This window comes from uncultured Shewanella sp. (assembly GCF_947497935.1).
Taxonomy (GTDB): domain Bacteria; phylum Pseudomonadota; class Gammaproteobacteria; order Enterobacterales; family Shewanellaceae; genus Shewanella.
In genome coordinates, this window is the sequence record NZ_CANMIO010000002.1 from 358,410 (window position 1) to 378,809 (window position 20,400).

20 protein-coding genes are annotated in these 20,400 nt (G+C 46.2%); 9 read left to right on the top strand and 11 right to left on the bottom strand.

Going from position 1 to position 20,400, the window contains the following annotated elements:
- Positions 1-16: 16 nt before the first annotated feature.
- A complete protein-coding gene (locus Q1A86_RS03760; protein WP_299803017.1) occupies positions 17-667 on the bottom strand; it encodes a DUF3306 domain-containing protein in 651 nt (216 codons plus the stop codon).
- Positions 664-1,131, bottom strand: coding sequence for a DUF3305 domain-containing protein (locus tag Q1A86_RS03765; protein WP_299803019.1), 468 nt, complete (start codon positions 1,129-1,131; stop codon positions 664-666). Before Q1A86_RS03765 ends, Q1A86_RS03760 begins: the two co-directional genes overlap by 4 nt.
- A gap of 295 nt (positions 1,132-1,426) precedes the next feature.
- Between Q1A86_RS03765 and Q1A86_RS03770 the strand changes: the two genes are divergently transcribed.
- Together Q1A86_RS03770 and Q1A86_RS03775 are read left to right on the top strand one after the other, a co-directional pair.
- On the top strand, positions 1,427-2,257 hold the full coding sequence (locus Q1A86_RS03770; protein WP_299803021.1) for a formate dehydrogenase accessory sulfurtransferase FdhD: 831 nt from the start codon (positions 1,427-1,429) through the stop codon (positions 2,255-2,257).
- A gap of 47 nt (positions 2,258-2,304) precedes the next feature.
- Positions 2,305-3,210, top strand: coding sequence for a helix-turn-helix transcriptional regulator (locus Q1A86_RS03775; protein WP_012157332.1), 906 nt, complete (start codon positions 2,305-2,307; stop codon positions 3,208-3,210).
- Between the two features lie 24 nt (positions 3,211-3,234).
- Here Q1A86_RS03775 and Q1A86_RS03780 read toward each other — a convergent pair whose 3' ends face one another.
- The 3 genes from Q1A86_RS03780 to Q1A86_RS03790 form a co-directional block, all read right to left on the bottom strand.
- The gene (locus tag Q1A86_RS03780) at positions 3,235-3,606 is read right to left on the bottom strand and encodes a DUF4440 domain-containing protein (RefSeq protein WP_299803024.1); all 372 of its coding nucleotides are present in this window, start codon (positions 3,604-3,606) and stop codon (positions 3,235-3,237) included.
- 121 nt (positions 3,607-3,727) lie between these two features.
- Entirely contained in the window at positions 3,728-4,846 is a 1,119-nt protein-coding gene (gene rlmF, locus Q1A86_RS03785) for a 23S rRNA (adenine(1618)-N(6))-methyltransferase RlmF (RefSeq protein ID WP_299803026.1), read from the bottom strand.
- Positions 4,847-4,903: 57 nt separating this feature from the next.
- Positions 4,904-5,305 (bottom strand): flagellar basal body-associated protein FliL, encoded by a 402-nt coding sequence (locus tag Q1A86_RS03790; protein ID WP_299803028.1) that lies wholly within the window; start codon positions 5,303-5,305, stop codon positions 4,904-4,906.
- 424 nt (positions 5,306-5,729) lie between these two features.
- Between Q1A86_RS03790 and Q1A86_RS03795 the strand changes: the two genes are divergently transcribed.
- Positions 5,730-6,287: a chorismate lyase gene (locus Q1A86_RS03795; protein ID WP_299803030.1), complete on the top strand. Its 558-nt coding sequence runs from the start codon at positions 5,730-5,732 to the stop codon at positions 6,285-6,287.
- 51 nt (positions 6,288-6,338) lie between these two features.
- Here Q1A86_RS03795 and Q1A86_RS03800 read toward each other — a convergent pair whose 3' ends face one another.
- The 4 genes from Q1A86_RS03800 to Q1A86_RS03815 form a co-directional block, all read right to left on the bottom strand.
- Complete coding sequence (locus tag Q1A86_RS03800; RefSeq protein WP_299803033.1) at positions 6,339-9,152, bottom strand: immune inhibitor A domain-containing protein; 2,814 nt, start codon at positions 9,150-9,152, stop codon at positions 6,339-6,341.
- 1 nt (position 9,153) lies between these two features.
- A complete protein-coding gene (locus tag Q1A86_RS03805; protein ID WP_299803036.1) occupies positions 9,154-9,453 on the bottom strand; it encodes a hypothetical protein in 300 nt (99 codons plus the stop codon).
- 144 nt (positions 9,454-9,597) lie between these two features.
- Entirely contained in the window at positions 9,598-11,763 is a 2,166-nt protein-coding gene (locus tag Q1A86_RS03810) for a trehalase family glycosidase (RefSeq protein WP_299803038.1), read from the bottom strand.
- Positions 11,764-11,940: 177 nt separating this feature from the next.
- On the bottom strand, positions 11,941-12,537 hold the full coding sequence (locus Q1A86_RS03815) for a YhgN family NAAT transporter (protein ID WP_012157340.1): 597 nt from the start codon (positions 12,535-12,537) through the stop codon (positions 11,941-11,943).
- Positions 12,538-12,754: 217 nt separating this feature from the next.
- Between Q1A86_RS03815 and Q1A86_RS03820 the strand changes: the two genes are divergently transcribed.
- Complete coding sequence (locus tag Q1A86_RS03820; protein ID WP_299803043.1) at positions 12,755-14,407, top strand: metal transporter; 1,653 nt, start codon at positions 12,755-12,757, stop codon at positions 14,405-14,407.
- A gap of 89 nt (positions 14,408-14,496) precedes the next feature.
- Positions 14,497-15,267, top strand: coding sequence for an NRDE family protein (locus tag Q1A86_RS03825; RefSeq protein ID WP_299803045.1), 771 nt, complete (start codon positions 14,497-14,499; stop codon positions 15,265-15,267).
- 214 nt (positions 15,268-15,481) lie between these two features.
- Here the strand turns inward: Q1A86_RS03825 and Q1A86_RS03830 are convergent, their stop codons facing one another.
- On the bottom strand, positions 15,482-15,904 hold the full coding sequence (locus tag Q1A86_RS03830; RefSeq protein ID WP_299803047.1) for a DUF4440 domain-containing protein: 423 nt from the start codon (positions 15,902-15,904) through the stop codon (positions 15,482-15,484).
- Between the two features lie 141 nt (positions 15,905-16,045).
- Here Q1A86_RS03830 and Q1A86_RS03835 point away from each other — a divergent pair, with 141 nt between their 5' ends.
- Together Q1A86_RS03835 and Q1A86_RS03840 are read left to right on the top strand one after the other, a co-directional pair.
- Entirely contained in the window at positions 16,046-16,597 is a 552-nt protein-coding gene (locus Q1A86_RS03835; RefSeq protein WP_299803049.1) for a lysophospholipid acyltransferase family protein, read from the top strand.
- Between the two features lie 64 nt (positions 16,598-16,661).
- Positions 16,662-17,288, top strand: coding sequence for a LysE family transporter (locus Q1A86_RS03840; RefSeq protein WP_299803051.1), 627 nt, complete (start codon positions 16,662-16,664; stop codon positions 17,286-17,288).
- A 71-nt stretch (positions 17,289-17,359) separates the two neighbouring features.
- On the opposite strand, the gene Q1A86_RS03845 is transcribed toward Q1A86_RS03840, so the two are convergent.
- Positions 17,360-18,613 (bottom strand): mechanosensitive ion channel family protein, encoded by a 1,254-nt coding sequence (locus Q1A86_RS03845; RefSeq protein ID WP_299803053.1) that lies wholly within the window; start codon positions 18,611-18,613, stop codon positions 17,360-17,362.
- A gap of 193 nt (positions 18,614-18,806) precedes the next feature.
- Between Q1A86_RS03845 and Q1A86_RS03850 the strand changes: the two genes are divergently transcribed.
- Positions 18,807-19,343, top strand: a complete 537-nt coding sequence (locus Q1A86_RS03850; protein WP_299803055.1) for a TonB-dependent receptor — start codon at positions 18,807-18,809, stop codon at positions 19,341-19,343.
- 162 nt (positions 19,344-19,505) lie between these two features.
- Complete coding sequence (locus Q1A86_RS03855; RefSeq protein ID WP_299803056.1) at positions 19,506-20,168, top strand: DUF3157 family protein; 663 nt, start codon at positions 19,506-19,508, stop codon at positions 20,166-20,168.
- The last annotated feature ends 232 nt before the right edge of the window (positions 20,169-20,400 follow it).

The following is a 20,400-nucleotide window of genomic DNA, read 5'->3' on the forward strand; positions in this document are numbered from 1 at the left end:
ACACTCTATAGTGACGTTAAACAACTTTACTTGCGGAAACGTCACTGCTTTCTGGTTCATTTTGGGACAAGCCGCTTTGTTCACCGTCCAAAATGTCCGATATCTCTTCGGGATCATTATGGCGCTCATTTTGCTCTATCTTTTCAGCCGCAATCATCTCATCTGATGCGTCTAATTCTTGCTTTGCCAATGACTCTTCGTCTTTATCTTTAACCATATGACGGAAGACTTTTTTAGCGATTTCCGCAGACACATCAGGCGTTAACAAGGGTTGATTACTGTAATCCAATGCGTATTCGAGTAAGCCATCAATCTCACTGTAATGAGGCTGTTTCCAAAGCGCCTTTAATGCAGCAGATTTAGCGGCTGGATCAACATTGGCCCCCATAAAGCTGGCAAAACTACCACCCACTTCAATTTTTTCAGGATCAGGCAAGTCTTCAGCAGTTAATATCTTGTCTGCGGGGGCGTCAGCTGTAGCATCGTCGCTAACAACAGGCGATGTCGCTTGCTCTGTTGTTAGCTCAGTTTCAGCTTGCTGTTGTGCAGCAAATGCCTGCTCTTCAGCGAGCTTTTGTGCTGCGGCTTCTTCTGCCGCTACCTTGGCTTCGCCTTCAGCCTCAACTTGTTGCTTACGCAGATTCCAGCGAGATAGAAAGCCACTCATAGGCGTTCTGCCGTATGATCAGTGCTTGGGCCTTCATTCTTACGACGATTAACATGCTTACGACGATGGGCACAAATTTCCACTTCACCATGGCGAGTAATAAAGGCTTCAATCCAACAAGCGATCGCCTTAGGCATTGGAATATTGAGTACTGGGGTATCGGCTTCTAGGCAGCCAGCTGCGACATTTTGATCTGCAGAAATTGCTACTGGTTTCCAGTCACCGTCTTCGGTTTCGTCACAGACGATATATAGCATGGCATTATCCATATCGATATTGATGCGGTAACTGCCACGCTCATCCTTGTGTAGCTCAAGTAAGATTAGGTTGGCACCTTCAGGTGCGGCGTGGGTAGCAGGAAGCATTTGGTCGACTTCCCACTGTACTGAGGTCCATCTTCCGACTTGTTTCTCAATTTTCTTAAGAGAAACGTACATTGGCCATTGGCTTTCGGTATGTTGCATTCAGTCTCCGTCTTGCCTGAGGTGGCTGCCAATATGGCAGACCCATAAATAAATACTCCCTTTAGCAAAGCAATTTGTGTGCCACACAGTATCAATTAAATAGTTTGAACTAGATCAACTATTCCAAGCAAAGACTAGGACATTTTGTCCGAATAGCAATTGTAGATAGGACATAAAAGGGCGACCCACTCGCTATAAATGTGATCTACCACTAATTTTAACTCCCTATTCAATTAGGTATAGATATTGCTTAGCAGTAAGCGTATTGATTCCCTTTTAACAGATGATGACCCATATGACTGCATACAAAAGCAATCCAACGTTAATCAAAACCAGCACCGATGTGCCTCTTACAATTGCTGTCACCGCAATAAACGAGAATGGCGAAAAAGTGGATAAGTTCATTGCTTGCGAACGCCCTCTCACGGTCTACCTTAATTGGCAGCCTATTGTGACCTTGATGACACTAGGTGCGCGGGCTGAAGCGTTATCATTGGGTTACCTTAAGAACCAAGGCTTTATATCGGATATCAACAAACTAGAGTCGGTTATTGTCGATTGGGATGTGAATTCAGCTGCGATCCTAACCAGTGAGAAAATTGAAAATTTAGATGAAAAGCTGTCTGAGAAAACAGTGACTACGGGCTGTGGTCAAGGCACGGTTTACGGTGACTTTATGACAGGGCTCGACGACATCAACTTGCCGACACCAAAACTGAAGCAAAGCATGATCTACAGCTTGCTAAAGAACATCAGCGCCTACAATGAAACCTATAAAAATGCCGGTGCCGTGCACGGTTGTGGTCTATGCCAAGATGATCAGATCGTCGGTTTTGTTGAAGATGTAGGTCGTCATAACGCCGTAGATACCTTAGCCGGTGAGATGTGGCTCAACCAAGACTGTGGCAATAACAAATTGTTCTACACTACAGGTCGCCTAACCTCTGAGATGGTTATCAAAGTCGCCAAGATGGGGATCCCTGTCGTACTGTCACGCAGTGGTGCAACTCAGATGGGGCTTGAGCTTGCTCAAAAGCTTGGTATCACCATGATAGCTCGCGCTAAGGGTCGCCATTTCCTAATTTATAACGGCGCTGAAAACATTGAATTTGATGCTCTTACTTAAAAGTATTCCATTAACAACAAATATTGCATGTTCCACAAGGATTAAAAATGACCGAGCCGACTGAGCTGATCTATATGAGTGCCAAACAGGTATCTGAGTACCTAGATCTCAATGAGAAGAAAGTCTACTCAATGGCCAACGACCGCATTCTTCCTGCGACTAAAATCACGGGCAAATGGTTGTTTCCAAAGATTTTGATCGACAGGTGGGTGATGGACTCCTGCCATAGCGGCATGCTATCTGACCGTATGCATATCACCGGAAGCGATGACCCTCTGCTATCTATGCTTGTGGCGAGAATGATGTCACAGGTGGGTAAGAGTGAGCTTATCAGTTATAGCTCAACAGGCTCTCGACTCGGCCTAGACTTGCTGTCTCGTGGTTACGCCGATGTATGTACACTGCACTGGGGTAGTGTTGAAGAGCGCAGCGTTCGTCACCCAGCGTTATTGCAAGGTTATGCCAACCACCAGCAATGGGTGATGGTGCACGGTTATACCCGTAAACAAGGCTTGATGATGCGTCCCGATATGCATCACCGCTGCCAAGAGTTGGACAAAGTGTCGCAGCAGTCATGGCGCTGGGTCGCCCGTCAAGCGGGCGCTGGTAGCCAGCAACATCTTGAACAATGGCTAATGAAACAAGGGGCATCTTTCGAAGAGCTAAACTCAAACATTGTCGCCCAGAGTGAACGCGAACTCGCAGGCTACATTGCCCGCAACAATGCCGATATCGGCTTTGGCTGCCAGTCTGTGGCACTCGAGAGCGGCCTGAGTTTTGTTCCACTGGTTACCGAGTCTTTTGATTTCGTAATGCCCCAAGGGATCTACTTTAGACGTCAGTTACAGCGACTATTTAACCTATTAGCCGAGCCGCAAACCCAACAACTTGCAGCAACCTTAGGCGGTTATGATTTAACTGACTGTGGCAAGCTACTGTGGAATGGGCAGTAACCGTTGTCCTTAAGCTTTTAACCGCTAGAAAGGCCTACACTGAGTGCCTTGGTGAAACACTATTTGCCAAATATCTCTATGTTTGCGCCAGATAGAGCTACGTATTGAAAAGCCGATGACATTATCATCGGCTTTTTTTAATTTTGCGCGGTAGGTAACCTGACAAACCTCTGCCGATAGCTCTCTCACAGTAAATAGGCTAGCTTCTATTTGAGGCTGCCGTTCATCTGGCAACCTCGCCAATACCTCATCCTTGCCAAATCGATGGCCAGTCGCTGCAAACTCAAGAAATTCATCACCGATAAGGCGCTCAAGCTCTGTACGAGAAGCTCGCACTTCAGGTTTTTGCAGATAGAGTTCTAGCTCAACCAGTAGGTTTTCCAGTTTGAAGTTCACAAAAGTATCCAAAGAGCACAATGTAATTACATCATTTTAGTCTAGGATAAGTTTTTAAACTTTTGAAATCACATGAGTACTTATTTCGTTTCGCTCCCAACGACCAGCATCTAGGACTCAATTATTGGGTATCTCGATATTGCACCCAAAGCTCTCTCTGCTCAGATTTAAGGAATGTCCAAGCCAGCACCCGAGTAACTTTATTGCCCTGGTGCATCTCAATCTCTTTTACCTCTTCAGCTTTTACCTTGGCCAATAAGGCCTTTGCTGGTTTAAGGTTTTCCTTTTTAGATACTAAGGTAGTGAACCATAAGCACTGGCCTGCAAAGTCATGACTCTCGTCGATCATCGTCCGCAGAAATTGCAGCTCCCCTCCCTCACACCATAACTCGGCTTTCTGGCCACCAAAGTTGAGGACACTATCGCTCTTACCCGAGTCAGGCTTCCCCCTTCCAGAGGACTGAACTTGAGCTGACTTGGCTCTATTAGCAGCAAGATTTTTAAGTTTTCGCGCCGAGCCCTCACTGGCTTCAGCTAAGGAGGCATGAAATGGTGGGTTGCAAAGGGTCAGATCGAAGCGCTCATTTGCCTCAATCACCCCATGAAATACATGCTTAGCGTCCGCTTGTAGTCTAGCGCTAAACTTATTAGCGATATCGGAATTATTGGCAAAAATCTGCTGTGTATTTGCAATCGAGATCGGATCGACATCACTGCCAACAAAGTCCCAACCATAGGACTGTATCCCCAGCAGCGGATAGATAACATTCGCTCCGGTACCTATATCTAATACTCGAACTCTAGGGCCTTTAGGAACGCGCCTCTTACTCGCCTTTTTAACCGCCAATAGATCCGCTACATGATGGATATAATCGGCTCGACCGGGGATAGGCGGACATAGGAAACCTTCGGGAATATCCCAATGACCAACGCCATAGTGTAACTTTAGCAACGCCGCATTAAGCATCTTAACCGCAATAGGATCGGCGAAGTCTATCGACAAATTGCCATAGGGATTCGGTTTTACAAAAGCCTTAAGTTTCGGAAATGCAGCGACTAATGCGGCAAAGTCATAGCCATTATTATGGATATTTCGTGGGTGTAGCGCCTTACTCGGCTGAGGTGCCGCTGTAGGTTTAACTTTAGCATGAGTCTTAGACTTGCTCTTAGCATTAGGCGAGGCCTTAGCGACTCTTGGCTTATTCACTTTTGCAGGTTTAGCTTTATTACTTTTAATCATTTTTATACCGTTAGCACTTGCGATAAATGCAAGTACCAGCGGTATTGGTATCTGCAACTAATCATATAGATATTTGGTGAAAAGTAAGTTCACCACCAAGGGTTCACCAGTCTCTTGCTCTAAAAGCTGATTCACTTTCTCGTAGCACTGACGACGGATCTCTTCTTTTCCGGTCAATGACTTCACCTTGTCTTCGGTCTGGTTACCTAAAATCTCGACGATTGCCGCCCTTAACAGAGGGTCGTGTCGCTCTAGGCTAACTAACTGCTCAGGCTTTTTAACCATCAACTCGACACTGAGTCTGACATAGCCAAGTTTCTTCCTATTAGAGATATAGTTAGTCACAATCTCCGGTTCGAAACCATAATAAGCATATTCTTCCAGTGGCTTATTATCCGCAGCAAATGCTCCAAAGCTACTGCATAGCACTAAAAGTAATACTGCTATTAGTTTATTCATCTTCAAACTTACTCCCTAGTCGATAATCGATGAGATAGACTCCCAATCCATGTGCTTATACCCAAACAACTTCAAGATGCAGGATTCAGCATGTCGAGAAGTGACAGAGTTCAAGGCATGAAATTGTAGGACTAGTTATTCTAATTCAATATTTCATAACACAGAAAAATGTTGCTTCTCGCCGTGCCCTACGGGAGTTCCCGTAGAATACCTGCACTACGTTAGTGATATCGATAAGGGAATAACCATTATCCTCAATCACTGCCTTGCTCAGCTATCCTACGGGAGCTCTGAAACGAGCATCTTGAGGTAGCTTGGGTATTACATTGTCACGTCGCATTCTAAGTAGACAAGCTCTACCTGCGGCGACAGCGGCGTGCTAGACTGCTTCGGTTTGCTGTATTGTACCGAGAATTAGACGACTATGACTAGGTTAAGCTTCCCTTATGGTGAATCAATCGAATGGTTTTCGCCAGAACAAATCTCCAATTTACCTACGCCACCTTTTAAGGACTGGCTACTCAGCACTTGCAGCTTAACGCAAAAGTTAAAGAAGCAATGTGCACATTTTGAAGTGAAAATTCTCGGAGAAGATACCTTATCTCCACTACCAGAAGACTCATTTGGCAGTAAAAATATCTGGGTTAGAGAAGTATTACTCATTCTAGATGGCACCCCATGGATCTTCGCCAGAACCTTGATCCCCGGGCGCCTGCTTGAACAGAAACAACAAGCATTTTTAGGTTTAGGAGTGAGGCCTTTAGGCGAATTACTCTATGCCACCGATGAGTTTATCCCAGGACGCATAGAAGTGGCTCATTTTGAAGCCTGCTCTAAGATAGCTAAGCTGGCAGAATCGCTGCAACAGGATGTGACCCAGCCGCTATGGGGACGTCGCCGCTATTTCCAACATGGTGACGAGCAGTTGATAGTAAGTGAAGTATTTCTACCCGCTGCGCAACAAGCCATTGCCAAGCTATAAACGCTAGCCGTCATCGAGAAAAAACGCCCTTTATTTGGGCGTTTTTTGTGTTTACAAATATTGGCGTCGGTACATACCCAACAAGCCAAGTCCCAACAAAGAGAGCCAACCTAAGCTCCCCCCACCGGATGAATCACCACTACTATCGACCACGACGGCAGCAGCTACCGATATAGGGGCACTCTTCTGCGCCTCTTGCCCCACACTGTCTGTCACTGTCAAAGTCACGGTATAACTGCCAGTAGTGCCATAGGTATAACTGGGTGAAGCAACAGAGCTAGTATTACCATCACCAAATTCCCAGTGATAACTCAACTCGCCATTGCCACCTGTGGACTGATCCGTAAAACTCACCTGAAGATTAGAGATACTATGGGTAAAATCGACCTCAATAGCAGAACCTACAGCAAGATTGAGATAATTAACAAAGCTTGTTCCATTGCCATCGGTCACCGTGAGCGATACTAAGTAATTACCATTCGCCGCATAGATGTAGCTAGGAGAAGCCTCGGTACTAGTCGCTTCTGTGACGCCAAAATCCCAAGCGTAAGTATAACTTCCATCACCGCCACTCACATTGGCCGCAAAGCTCGCTTCACGGCCCTGTAAACTATAACTAATGGATGCGCTCAGATCTTTTGAATCCGGTGGCGTCTGGCTGCTATACCTGAACTGCACTGTAGCATTGCTGCTATTACTCGACTGAGCCATGACCTCCATGGTTAACCCGAGCTCAGGTAACACAACCCCTGATTCAGGTTGCAGCGGCGCACTATAATCATTGGTATCATCGAATAGCTTGGACCCACTTAAGTGCTCATCGTTAAAATAACTCGACTGATTAAATAGGCTGAAAGCTGCATCTCGAACCTGCACACTCGAGTCATTAGTGCCAATAAGGTTCTGATCTGCATCAACCACACTAATTAAGCTATAGCCTGGATGATTATTCACTTCATTATCGCTGTAATCTTGGTTTTCAAACCAAACCACAACTCCAGGATCATAAGATTCTGACTTAAGCCCTTTATCTACACCTTGCTGGCTTCTTAGCTGGACAAGGTAGCGACGGTCTTTACCCGGACGCATATTGCCCAATCGAGCAAACCCTGCATAGGCAATGCCCTCATCGAGCTCTGCACCATTAGAGAATACTGGTTCGCTATTATTATTGATATTGATGTCATCAATCACAATGCCATAGTCACCTACCGCTGGATCGGTCACGTACCGAATAGACAGGCGCACTTCTCGCCCAGCATATGGGCTCAAATCATACAAAAGATTAACCCAAGCATCGGTACCTTCAGCTGCAGCCAAATCACTAGACTTACCCGTAATAATATTGCGTTCGATATTAATCGAGTTACTCGCCTTAGTGTAATTGCCCGCTATCGCAACCCCATCGACCATCACCTGAGCATAATCATAATCCTGCTCAATGCTCCAATGTGCCTGCATGGTTAACGTAAGCGGAGTGGCTACGGGCAAGTCCACATCGAATGACATTGCATGGTTAATCATATGACCTTGGTCGGAGTAAAATTGAAAATCTCCGCTATAAGGCTCCTTAAAGTCGATATCCACAGCGGGCAACGCAATTGAGATCTGATTCACCTTATCGTGATTAACAGCTTCAACTAGACTGATGTCTAAACCTGAACTTGTGATCGAATCGAGCTGAACGGTCTGCTCTGTGATCCAATTGCCACCATAGATATTCTGTAAGTAAGAGCGAGCATAAGGGCTGAAGCCCGTTGGTAACGAACCTGCAAGCTCACCCGCCCAGCTACCACCGGCCATAATAGACCAGAAACCTACAGGCGAACCTTTACCTAGCGATGTGGTGTCATACTCATCGGGCAGGCCTAAATCATGGCCAAACTCATGTACACACACGCCCAGCGCGGCATCGATAGGCTGAATGGTATAGCCAGACAGTTTCATTTCAGTCCCAGGTAAGCGATAACGGCCTCCATCGACAAAGGAACGATGAGACCAGATTGCATCGCCGCCTAGCATGCCGCCCCCAGCCTCTTCACCTATGCTAGAGTGGAAAATCATCACATGATCGATAATACCATCGGCTTCATTCGTTATGCCGTTATTGTTTAAGTCAAAAGGATCTTCGATATCGTAGCTGGCTAACTCTGAATCACTCATATCAGCGACGGCCGCAGCCACAGCTTCTTTGACTAAGTCTGAAACTGCAATATCGTTATCATTATCGTTGGGATCATTACTGCCATAAACCGCCGCATTGCTCGCTGCGCGGTACCAACCTTTGACATCACCGGTAAAGAAAAAACTGCCACCCGATTCAGCCTGATAGTATTGATACCCTGTCATCAAGGTTTGCCCTTGAGGGCCTTCATAACCAGAATTTGAAAAAAGTAATGAACGATAGTGTTCAACTGAATAATCGTTATAGAACATTTGGGTATCGCTACTGCTTAAGCCATTGTCATCATGAGGCAAATCAGGAAAATCGATAAGCACCGTAAGCACCTTGACCGTTTTACTCTTAAAGCCTTCTACCTGGCTATCGGAAAAGCTCATCGACTTAGAGCGTTTCTCTGCTTGCTCGGTCCGCTTTCTTTGCTGCTGCGCCTGAATCATCGGCAGCTTTTTTTTACCATTTGCTCGCTTGGTAAATTCCGCAATCGCCAACTCTTTTTCTGCATCTGTGGCATTGGCAGCTAGCTCTCCGCGCTTTATTAACCAATAAAGAACCTGCTCCTTATTGATGATATTAGCATCTGCGGTCGTGCCGCTAGTCATAGGGGCGGCGAGAGCAAGCGAGGACAAAGAGATTGCTCCGACAGTAAATAATGCCAAAAGAGCTGTTACTAATCGGTTACTCATACTACAGGTCTCCTTTCTTACAGTCCTGGAACGCTTGTTGACGCATACGGATATACTCAAGAACGACTTGCTCGGCTTCAGTTTCAGTCATCTGTTCGGTAATCAGACCTCGCTCTTTAAGGTTAGCCTTGAGCTTAGCCGTATCTTTGATGGGCGGTGTCGAACTACATAAAAGTTGTTTACGAGGAACATCACTCTGTGGATCAGCCACTGCGGGCTGCTCAATTTCTTGAGAGCGGCTATTGCAGGCCGACACAAATACAAAACTAAGAAAAATAGTGACTAGAATAGAGACTTTCATAGGCTACCCGATACTGCTGAATCACAAAACAATAACAACAACAGCATCACATTAACAGTTGAATTAATGTATTTAGGCAGCCCGTTTTCACAAAAAAAAATTAATGGTAAATTTTTTAAATGCTTGCCAACTTAGCCTTCGTTACTAAATATTTTCTATCTCAGTTAACCATGACTGATAAATGAGCAATAGCACAGAAGCCGACCAGCTAAAGTTGGTGCAGTGCAGCCCCTCGCCTGTTAGCGGGTTATAATTCTCGCGGATCGGACTCTGGCCAAGGATCCCCTCGCCTTGCACTACCAATTGTTTAGCTAAACTCATGGCTTGCTCATGATAACCGTAGCGCTCGACCCCCTGTAGGCCGAATAATGCCTGATCTAACCATACTGGCCCTCGCCAGTACTTAGCAGCCGCAAAATTAGGGCCATCGGCACTCACGGTCGGGAACGGAATTAAGGTGCCAAATTGCGCAGCATTGAGGTGGCGCTCTACCATAATTCTAGCTTGGGCCTCACTGGCCGCCCCAGCCCAAAGCGGGATCCAGCCCTCGACACCTTTGCCTTGCTTAACCATTAACTCGCTACCCGTAGGGGTATAACGAACATCATAGAAAAAACCCGACTCAGCATCATACATCTGCATCTGAATTTGTTTCGCCAACCGAGTGGCTGCAAGATCCCATTTTTCTGCCGCGCTCTCATCGCCAAGTACAGCCGCGATCTGCTCTAGGAAACGTTTCTCCGCATAGAGATAGGCATTAAGATCCACCGATTCTTGGGATACCGAATAACCGACGAGCTTTCCACCTTGGTGGTTTTGCCAGATATCTAAGGTGTCATCCATATCGAATCGCGGCGCATTATCCATCCCCGACTCCCAAGCAGCGGCCTCGATCACCGCCTCAGGATTAATCGAGCCATCTTCATTGAGATGCATAGGGTGAAGGTTGGCACCATACTCGGCTAAGCCATTATCATTGTTGTCACGATTGCGGTACCACCACTCGTGATAGGCCACAAGCTTGGGATACATGGTGCTAAGAAAGGCTTCATCTTTATCTTGTAGATAGATCTCCCACACGGCCCAAGCAGATAGTGGCGGCTTACCATTTCGCTCATTCCAGTTGCCACCGTCGCCACCACGTTCTCGGTCTTTATTGTAAAAAATAGCATCGGGAAGGTTGCCCGCATCTTGTGGCCTCAGCGGATCTTGTGCCGTAAATTGATAATCAAACATCGCCAGCACATTAGACTTTGCCAAGGCGGGGTCAAAGCGGGCCAAGGCAACGGCTTGCTTCCAGCTATCCCATGCCCATACTCCGTTAAACCACTTATAGGTAATCGAAGGCGTAATCGCATCATGTTGAAGCGCGCCCGCCGGACTACGCCAATTATGCAATAGGGTAAGCATGCTTTTTACTGCGAGTTGGCGAGAACTCTTATCTCCTCCTGTTATCGCTCTATCGAGTCTGGCTTGCCACTTGCTCTGATTATCAAGCAACTGCCCCTCAATCTTGCCCCAATCAGGTACTTGATGCGCACTGCGCTCGGCTTGGGTATGAAAATATCGCTGCGCCGATACAAATGTATGCTGCTGCCCTGCATCTAGAGTCATGGGTTCTGCAATGGCGCGATAACCCGATTGCTCATTGAGCGTAATCTTCATATCGCGATCGAACCATAAGTCATATTCGGCATCGGCCAACTGAATTCGCCAAGTTTCCATGATTGGATTGAGCTGCCAATTAACATGATTAGCGCTCACTTCAGTCTGCTTGATTAAACTGTAATCGGTGAGTGAGGAGTGAGAATTAAAGGGCGTTCCGCGCCAGACTAGCTGCCAGCTTTGAGGCTTTTTAGATAAGTTAATTAACTCGGTGCGCACCACTGCGGTGCGATTATCGCTATAACTGAGGGATAAATTAAGTTGGAAATCAGACCAGGTAAACGACTGCACCAAGGCGTCGGGTCTGCTATAGATCTCAATTCGACTGGCACTGTCTAACGAGACAAACTCATCTCTATCTATGTTGATCAGCTGCAGGCGTTGCAGGCTGTCACTCAAGTGCAAGCTGTATTCTTGGGCGATAAACAGCGGGCCGGTAAAGCTACCGTAATAATCGGCATTATCGGGCAGGTGAAAACCATGCCAGGCCCCCTGATCCGTATACACAGAGCCAATGGTGAGATTGCCCTTATTATCACGCTCTTCCATCGAGGATGGCGTGCCTTGATAGGGCAATAGATTTTGATAATCGGCAGAATCGAGCGAAGAGAGGCTAGCGATACAGAGTAGAAGACAATTCAGCATGAGTTATTGTTATTTTTGAATATTATATCCCAGTATTACAGGCTAAAAATTAATCTGCAAGGGTGATTAACTTTAGATTAACAAGTAAAAATAACAATCAAGCCCACATTTCACCAATAAAGATTGAAGGCCAAGCTGCAGCATGGCGGCTTCTTAATCGGATTTTATAGCTCTAGGTTATAGCCCCGTGTGACTAATATAATTAGCGACACCATCAAGGAACATCTGCACCGAAATCATCACTAATACCATGCCCATTAATCGCTCTACGGCGGTCAAGCCCTTTTCACCTAGCACTTTAGTGAACACCTTGTAGAAGAGTAAGATAACCGCACTCACGCCCCAAGCTGACACTAAGGCAATGGTCCAATCAAACATGCGCTCATTGTCCGTATGCGCCAATAAAATCAAAGCCGCTAACACCGAGGGGCCAGCCATTAATGGGATGGCCATAGGCACGATAAAAGGTTCTTCACCTGCGGCCAGCCCTACCACACCACCGGGCTGGGGGAAGATCATTCGAATCGCAATCAAGAATAAAATGATACCACCGGCAATACTCACAGACTCGGTCCGCAAGTTCAGAAAGTTGAGAATGGCCTCGCCTGCAAACAAGAATAGCATCATGATCACTAGAGCAAATAGCAGTTCACGGATCAACACTCGACGGCGCTTCTTCGGCTCAATATGGCGCAAAATAGATGCAAATATGGGTAAATTCCCCAAAGGATCCATAATAAGAAATAACATGACTGCCGCTGAAAAAGTATCCATAGATAAATGCTTCTATTCGCCGTAAAAAATACTATTCTATTATCTTTATCGATAAACTAACAAACCAGCGTCAAAAAACACCATTAAATTTCACAACAGACATGAAATTAATGCCAATTGAATATCAATGTAAATTCAATATAGGCCTCTGCTAATTGTCCACAAGGCTGGTATACTATGGCGCTTTTCTCGCTCTCGCGGTTTAAATTGGAACTCCATGCTGTATCTATTAGCTAGCTGCATCGCACTATTATTAGGCCCACTGTTTTATCGATTCTTTTCGACAGGCAATGGACTACAAAAAGGCCTAGACGGATTTATATTCGTTTCTCTGGGCGGCTTAGTGCTGGTTCATATTCTTCCAGAGCTATTAGAGCATGGCGGGTTTCTCGCGATTGTATTTGTGATTATAGGTATATGGGGCCCCACGCTTAGCGAACGGCTTTTCCACCGCTATTCTGAAGTCACCCATAACCTCACCTTAATCTTAGGTATTGGCGGACTATTACTGCATACCATCACAGATGGTGGAGCAATGATTCTGGCTCAGCAAGAAGGTAACTCCCCCTTGTTGGCGCTAGGGATTATCTTGCATAGATTGCCAGTCGGTGTAGCCATCTGGTGGTTACTCAAGCCACAAGTTGGTAGCCGTTGGGCTATGGCAGTACTCGCCGCGATGATGCTACTCACAGGCTTCGGTTACTTTGCCGGAGAGCAAATGCTGTCTCATTTAAGCCTTGAAAATACCGTTTATTTACAAGCTTTTGTTACGGGCTCCATCCTGCACGTGGTGCTGCACCAGCCCCATGGCACTCCAGTCACCGACAAACAAGGCAAGTATGAATACCAAGCAGGGATCGGTAGTTTACTTGGTATCGCCCTACTATTTTTACTGCTGATGATGGATTCAGGTGGCCATGACCATCATCACAGCCATAGTCACTCAACTGAGCATCTGCTCGATTGGATGCAGACTATCGCGCCAGTTCTACTCCTCAGTTATGCCGTGGCGAGTCTTCGTTTTCATTTCGGACTCACGCCCCACAACGGCCAGCTGAGCAAACTCTGGATGCAAAGATTACTCGGGCCCGAAGCCATCATCATTACCGGCTTATTACTTGGCCCTATGTATGCGCTTATCCAAGCGGTCTCTGTCGCCATTATTGGTTGGCAGCTCACTCGCTGCAATGTTGAGCCTACCGATCCCCATGATGCCCTGCCTGATTCGGCTTGGCGTTTTGGTTTCGCGCACTTGGTCGATCGTAGTGCGCCATGGATCTTATTGAGCCTAGTACTCGCTAACCTCATCGGTCACCCTGCCGTACCGCTATCTAGCCCATTAGTGCAAGTGTTCGTGTTGTTATTGGTATTCTTACCGATGCGCTTCTGCAATTTGGGCGCCGCAGTGCTGTCTTTATCTCTGGCATACAGCGGCTGGACGACGACTGCGGTGATCTTGCCGTTAATCGCCGCACCAATATTTAACTTTGCCCAGTTGAAGCTAATGAATTGGACACAAAGAGCCAGCTTATTTGCGCTACTGATAGCCTTACTCGGAGCTATTGAGTTACTGCATCCTAAGTGGCAGGCCCTAGTACATCTACCTGCAACGCTAAACAATATCTGTTTGGTCATTGTAGCTATCTTGTTCGCCACTAGCCTGTTACGCCTTGGACCACGCAAGTTCCTAAGCCGACTCATGCTGCTTAAGTCGAAGGCTCACGACCACGGACATTCTCATGGTCCTGAGCACAGCCACGATCACAGCCATGCCTCTGAACACAGTCATGAACACAGCCAGAGGCCTGAAAATAGTCATGAAACTAAGCATGAACACCAGCATGGACATGATCACAAGCATCACCATTAACTGGTACCGCTTTATCTAATCGACTCTCACTAGCTTTTCTAAGTCATGAGCATTAACCTGTATTCATGACTTAGATTTGAGCTATGTTTATGTGCATCCTATTTGTTGCTCTGCAGACTCACCCCGAATTCCCGCTTATCATCTGTGCAAATCGCGATGAATTTCATCATAGACCCACTCAACCCGCTCATTTTTGGCCAACCTCAAATAATTCAAACACTGTATTAGCCGGTAAAGACTTAGAAGCCGGTGGTACCTGGCTCGGGGTAAATCAGCTTGGAAAAATTGCAGGACTCACGAATATCCGCGCACCTGAACTCAAGCAAAATGATATGAGAAGCCGTGGGGAACTAGTACTCAAAGCCTTAGATCCTGATGGTATTGAGCAAGAATGGTTAACCCGTCATAGCCGTTTCTACAACCCGTTTAACTTACTTTTTGGCGACGAAAACAACCTGCAATGTTTCGATAGTCGCAGCCAAAAAATAAGCCGACTCTCCCCTGGTTTTCACTCTATAAGTAATGGCGCTCTCGATGATATTTGGCCCAAAATGGCACGTGGTTCTCAGGCGATAGAGCAGCATATTTCGAATCATCACACTCCAGACATCGATGCACTGCTGACCATTATGATGGATAACACCCAAGCCCCCGACACCGAACTCCCAACAACGGGGATAAGCATTGAGTGGGAGCGTCATCTGTCTTCTATCTATATCCGCCATGAGGAGTACGGGACACGTTCGACTAGCATCATCTTGAAAGATAAGCAGGGAAAGATACATTTCATCGAGGTGAGATATGACGGCAAAGGCCGTAATTTAGGTAGGGATGAATTCGTTATAGAGCCAACAAATTAAGCTCGCTCTGTATTTACCTGATATTTGGCTCATCCTACATTTAGCTCAAGCAATAGTAAGATGAGCGTCTAACACGCTAGCCTTTAGAGCCTGTCTCATTTTTCACGGCATGGTCAATCAAAAAGAGTAAACCGATAACCAGCACCGCCCCAGGTAATAGAAACGCCATAAAAACTCCTTTTATTATAGTGAATGTAGCTTCAGTCTAGTTGATTCAATCCGATGTATGGTCGTGAGTGATCACCCAGCGGTCATCTATTTTCTCAACCAACAAAGTGAACACGCCATTAGGATTATCTTTAGCGCGCTCCAGTGACCAACGGCCAACCACTATCGCAGCGTAATTGCTGAGCATCTTGATCTCTTTAATCGTGAAAGTCAGCGTACCTAAGGTCGCTTTATCGGGATAGTGTTTCTTATAGACGGCAAGGGTTTCTTCCCAGCCATAACGGAATTTACCATTGGAAACGAAGCGCATTTTGTCACTGTTCCAATAGCCCTGCATATAAGCATCTAGGTCACCGCGATTCCATGCAGCTTCCTGCTCCGCCAAAATATTAGCAATATCATCAGTTGGCACCGCGTTAGCGTTAAATGCCAAGCATAACAATAAGACACTGATTGCTTTTTTAAACATTGCCTCTCTCCAATCTGGCTCTATTGGGTGTACTATACCTCAAATATCCCGCTGACGTCTTGTAACCAATCATAGCTAACGATTGGCTAAAGCCGCAGAAAACAACAATACTCATAGGAAAGGCCGGAAGGTTTTCGTTATATGTTTCAACTATTTTGGAAAGGGCTGCTAAAACTGATTGGCTGGAAAATTTCCGGCGAGCTGCCAAATGATAAACAATTTATTGCCATAGTGGCACCACATACCAGTAACTGGGATTTTATTATTGGCGTAATTGCCCGCGGTGCGTTGGGCGCGCAAGTCAACTTCTTAGGTAAGCACCAGTTGTTTATCCCACCTTGGGGTTGGTTTTTCCGTGCCATCGGCGGTACACCTGTTGATAGGCGTAAAAGCAATAATCTCGTCGATGCAGTCGCTGAGCTATTTAAAACTAACCCTAATTTTCGCCTAGCCTTGGCACCTGAGGGCACCCGTAGCCCTGTGTCTCGTTGGAAGACGGGCTTTTACCATATCGCCAATAAGGCTCAGGTCCCCATCATCACAGTGGGTCTCGATTTTGGTCGCAAGACAGTGGTGATTGCCGAAGGTAAAATGCCAACTGGCGACATTCGACATGAAATGAATGAGATAGTCGACTTCTACCGCTCAATTGAAGGCCGTCATCCAAAGGTCATTCCTGACTACATTCCTTAGCGAGTTGCCTAAATAATGTCTGGCGGCTATAGTGCTGCCAGATATTCTAAATTGTATAAAATCTATGAGCTTCGATACCTGGTTACTCTACCTATTCGCCATTCTATTGATTGCAGTGTCTCCCGGCACCATGGCAGTACTGTCCATGGGGCACGGTATTCACTACGGTAAGAGTCGCAGCATAGCAACGGCATTCGGCAGCGTAACCTCGGCACTGATACTCATGATGGCCTCAGCCGCAGGCTTAGGGGCATTACTGAGTGCCACTGAGTATGGCTTTACAGTATTGAAGTGGTTTGGCGCAGCTTACCTGCTATTTCTTGGGGTTAAACTGCTACTTACAAAAGGCGATGGTAAAGGCTTAGAGCTTAAGACCACTCAAGGTAAGGGCACCCCAAAACAGTTATTCAAACAGGCCTTTCTCGTTGGTATTAGTAATCCTAAAGATCTACTATTTTTCGCCGCACTGTTTCCTCAGTTTATTGATATTAGCGCGCCACAAGGGCCGCAGCTTGCCATCTTGGCCGCGACTTGGGCCGTGGTCGATTTTAGCTTCGTGATGATCTACGCCAGCATGGCCAATGTCTTGGCTCCTACATTGAAGTCGAGCAATAAGCTGCACTGGTTCGATAGAACCAGCGGCGGAGTATTTGTGGCTCTGGCAGCGATATTAGTCAGCCGCGAGAAATAGGTTAGGTTGCAACGACTAAGAACATAAAAGCCAGCTTTCAAGCTGGCTTTTTCTGTATAAACGACTCAGAGCTAATGCTTCAAGCTACGCACATCCGCTCCTGTAGGGCCTTGGAATATTCGCAGACCAAACTCAGGCAAGATCGCGAAGATATGATCGAAAATATCGGCTTGGATCCCTTCATAAAATTCCCAGCGGGTATCGTTAGTAAAGATATAAAGCTCGATAGGCACACCAAGTTCGGTCGGCGCGAGCTGACGCACCATCAATGTCATATCTTTGCGGATCTTATCGTGCTGTTGCAGGTACTCCTGAACATAGGCTCTAAAGGTACCTAGATTGGTTAGATGGCGACTATTCACGTACATATCCGCATCTTCAACTTGAGCATTATATGTGATGATCTCCGCCGATTTTGCAGAGAAATAGTCCTTAAGATGATTGATCTTGCTTAAACTTCGCATGTCATCTTCAGTTAAGAAACGCACCGACTGGATATCTATCTGCAGCGCACGCTTAATTCTACGGCCACCGGATTCAGACATGCCACGCCAGTTTCTAAAGGAGCCTGAAGTTAACGAATAAGCTGGTAGCATGGTCAGAGTTTGGTCAAAGTTACGTACCTTAACTGTGGTCAACGACACCTCTTCAACAGTACCGTTAGCGCCAAAATTATCCATCTCAATCCAGTCTCCGGGACTCACCATACGGTTAGCAGCCAGCTGAATCCCAGCCACAAAGCCCAAGATCGTATCCCTAAATACCAACATGACCAAACCGGTTGCGACACCTAAACCGCTTAAGAAATAGACCGGAGATTGATCTGCTAATACAGAGATAGAGATGATGATCGCGACAAAGAACATGAAGAGTTTAGCCAGCTGCACAAAGCTCTTAATCGGCAATCTACGGCTGACTAAATTATAATCGGCTATCTCATTCGCCGCGTCCAAGGAGCTATAAATTGCGCGAACAAACAAGATAACAATAGTCACATCGAGCAGCCGATCGCTCAGGCTGCTAAGCACCTTGTGATCATTCAAGGCCAGCGGTAACAGAATATTCAAGATAATGATGGGTACAAGGATGGCTATCTTCTCCAATACTTGATGACGCATAAAGATGTCATCCCAGTGCGCCTTAGAGCGCAGAATAACCATATTCATCGTGGTCACCACTCCACGTTTTACGAAGAGATAACCAATAAAAGCCACCACAAAACATGCGAGCACCATGATCGCGCTCGACACACCATCAGATGGTTGAGTATTGATGCCAATATTAGTTAACCACTGAGCAATCGCAGCGCGTAATTCCTGATCCAAAGCCATTCTCCAATTCTTGCGCGCTCAAAGGAGCATCCAACGAGTTAAAATTAATCCAACATTAAGATTAAGAGGTGAAAACAACAGCGTTACAAACCGCTATTATACAAGTCATTTTAGCACTCTTGGTTGACTGTAAACCAAAGATTTAGAACAATCTATCACCATATACTAGCCATTAATTGAGGGAATCATGATTCGATACTTGATAGCCAGCCTATTTGCGCTGACTTGCCACGGCGTTATGGCAAATGAATTCAGTCTAGAACCTGACACTAAACCCGCCCCAGTTATGGCTGTAACTCTAGACTATATTCCCGCGGCAGAAGATATGTATGGAGTTACCTTCGCGCCTCGTCACTACGACAGAGATTATGCAGATTGGGGCTATTACATCGGCTATGCGCAGAGTAAAAAAGAGGACGTGTATCTTGAGCCACCTGGCGAAGCCTATACCCAAGACACCCTATGGCGTTTTGGTGTCAGTTACTCACTAACAACAGATTTCAGCCTCTATGGCGGCGCGACCGCCTACACCACCGAATATTCATCCACCACCAATATTGTGCCTTATGTGGTCGGCGCAGAGCCCGTCTGGGAAACCGATAAAGACACCACATGGGGAGCAGAAGTTGGCCTACGCTACGTCATAGGCAAGCACTTTATGATAGGCGCTGGATACAACTCAGCCACCGAGTCGGCCGTGTTAAGTATTGGCTACTCTATGTAGATCCGCGGCCTTATATATCTAGTATCGGCTATTCTATGTCGTTATAGACATTGGTAAAACGCTACATTTTGCAGCCGAAAGATCACATATTTCTTGGCGCGAGTATGAATCAAGTCATACTTTGTCTATGCTAGGTCAATCCACTTAAATAGGTGAAAACCCATGTATAAAGCTCTGCGAACCTACGCCTCGATTGCGTTATTACTATTTTCTATACCGGCATTCGCCGAAGAGGTGGCGCGAGTCACTCTAGAAAATGGTGCCACGGTTAAACTAAACGATGACTTCACTTGGGAGTATGTGATCCTTGAGAGTCAAACTAAGCCAGATACCGCAGTGCCAGTGACTTTACCTGCCACAGTTGGCACAGTAGCAGCTGTAGACAGCCAAGCTTCAGCTGTAACCCAAGCACCAACAACGGCAGTGCCGACGACCCTGCCAGCAACAACAGAAACACTAACCTCATCTGCGATAGCTCAATCGGCTCTTCTAAAATCGACCGCGAAAGGCGGCGTCAAAGTCAGCTTCTTGGATAGCCAGTGGGATGACGATGGCCGCCTAGGAATCACTTTCGAGCTTAACAGCAACAGCCCAGAGCACTATGTGATGATAGAGCTAGAGGTCAGCCTATTTGCCGACTCTGGCGCATTAATCAAAAAAGAAACCGTTAAGGTATGGCAAGCCGTTTTCAGAATGCCAGATACTTATCTTCGTAAAGGCCAGACTCGCGAAAGCCGCGTATTCTGGGTTGAAGGTATCGACAAGGCTCTGTGGACAAAAGAGCTGATGAGCTTAAAGATAGGTGAGATGAACTCACGGATGTAGCCTCAAAAAAATGGTATTAAACAAAGCCGTAAGGGTCCTGCCTCTACGGCTTTTTTCGATTAAGTCGTTTATAAAACTCTCAAGATATAGCGTTCCAGCTCTGCTTTTTCCATGCACTCTAACCCTGATGAGTTTCAGCATAACATTTAGTTATAGCTGGCAAATGTTTAGTCAATTGACCTAAGCAGGGGGCGTAAACATATAATTCGGCCCATAGATTAAATATATTATT

Excerpts from the sequence above, each read along its gene's own strand:
- Q1A86_RS03760 (WP_299803017.1), bottom strand. The coding sequence starts at position 667 with ATGAGTGGCTTTCTATCTCGCTGGAATCTGCGTAAGCAACAAGTTGAG.
- Q1A86_RS03765 (WP_299803019.1), bottom strand. The coding sequence starts at position 1,131 with ATGCAACATACCGAAAGCCAATGGCCAATGTACGTTTCTCTTAAGAAA.
- Q1A86_RS03770 (WP_299803021.1), top strand. The coding sequence starts at position 1,427 with ATGACTGCATACAAAAGCAATCCAACGTTAATCAAAACCAGCACCGAT.
- Q1A86_RS03775 (WP_012157332.1), top strand. The coding sequence starts at position 2,305 with ATGACCGAGCCGACTGAGCTGATCTATATGAGTGCCAAACAGGTATCT.
- rlmF (WP_299803026.1), bottom strand. The coding sequence starts at position 4,846 with ATGATTAAAAGTAATAAAGCTAAACCTGCAAAAGTGAATAAGCCAAGA.
- Q1A86_RS03790 (WP_299803028.1), bottom strand. The coding sequence starts at position 5,305 with ATGAATAAACTAATAGCAGTATTACTTTTAGTGCTATGCAGTAGCTTT.
- Q1A86_RS03795 (WP_299803030.1), top strand. The coding sequence starts at position 5,730 with ATGACTAGGTTAAGCTTCCCTTATGGTGAATCAATCGAATGGTTTTCG.
- Q1A86_RS03800 (WP_299803033.1), bottom strand. The coding sequence starts at position 9,152 with ATGAGTAACCGATTAGTAACAGCTCTTTTGGCATTATTTACTGTCGGA.
- Q1A86_RS03805 (WP_299803036.1), bottom strand. The coding sequence starts at position 9,453 with ATGAAAGTCTCTATTCTAGTCACTATTTTTCTTAGTTTTGTATTTGTG.
- Q1A86_RS03810 (WP_299803038.1), bottom strand. The coding sequence starts at position 11,763 with ATGCTGAATTGTCTTCTACTCTGTATCGCTAGCCTCTCTTCGCTCGAT.
- Q1A86_RS03815 (WP_012157340.1), bottom strand. The coding sequence starts at position 12,537 with ATGGATACTTTTTCAGCGGCAGTCATGTTATTTCTTATTATGGATCCT.
- Q1A86_RS03820 (WP_299803043.1), top strand. The coding sequence starts at position 12,755 with ATGCTGTATCTATTAGCTAGCTGCATCGCACTATTATTAGGCCCACTG.
- Q1A86_RS03825 (WP_299803045.1), top strand. The coding sequence starts at position 14,497 with ATGTGCATCCTATTTGTTGCTCTGCAGACTCACCCCGAATTCCCGCTT.
- Q1A86_RS03830 (WP_299803047.1), bottom strand. The coding sequence starts at position 15,904 with ATGTTTAAAAAAGCAATCAGTGTCTTATTGTTATGCTTGGCATTTAAC.
- Q1A86_RS03835 (WP_299803049.1), top strand. The coding sequence starts at position 16,046 with ATGTTTCAACTATTTTGGAAAGGGCTGCTAAAACTGATTGGCTGGAAA.
- Q1A86_RS03840 (WP_299803051.1), top strand. The coding sequence starts at position 16,662 with ATGAGCTTCGATACCTGGTTACTCTACCTATTCGCCATTCTATTGATT.
- Q1A86_RS03850 (WP_299803055.1), top strand. The coding sequence starts at position 18,807 with ATGATTCGATACTTGATAGCCAGCCTATTTGCGCTGACTTGCCACGGC.
- Q1A86_RS03855 (WP_299803056.1), top strand. The coding sequence starts at position 19,506 with ATGTATAAAGCTCTGCGAACCTACGCCTCGATTGCGTTATTACTATTT.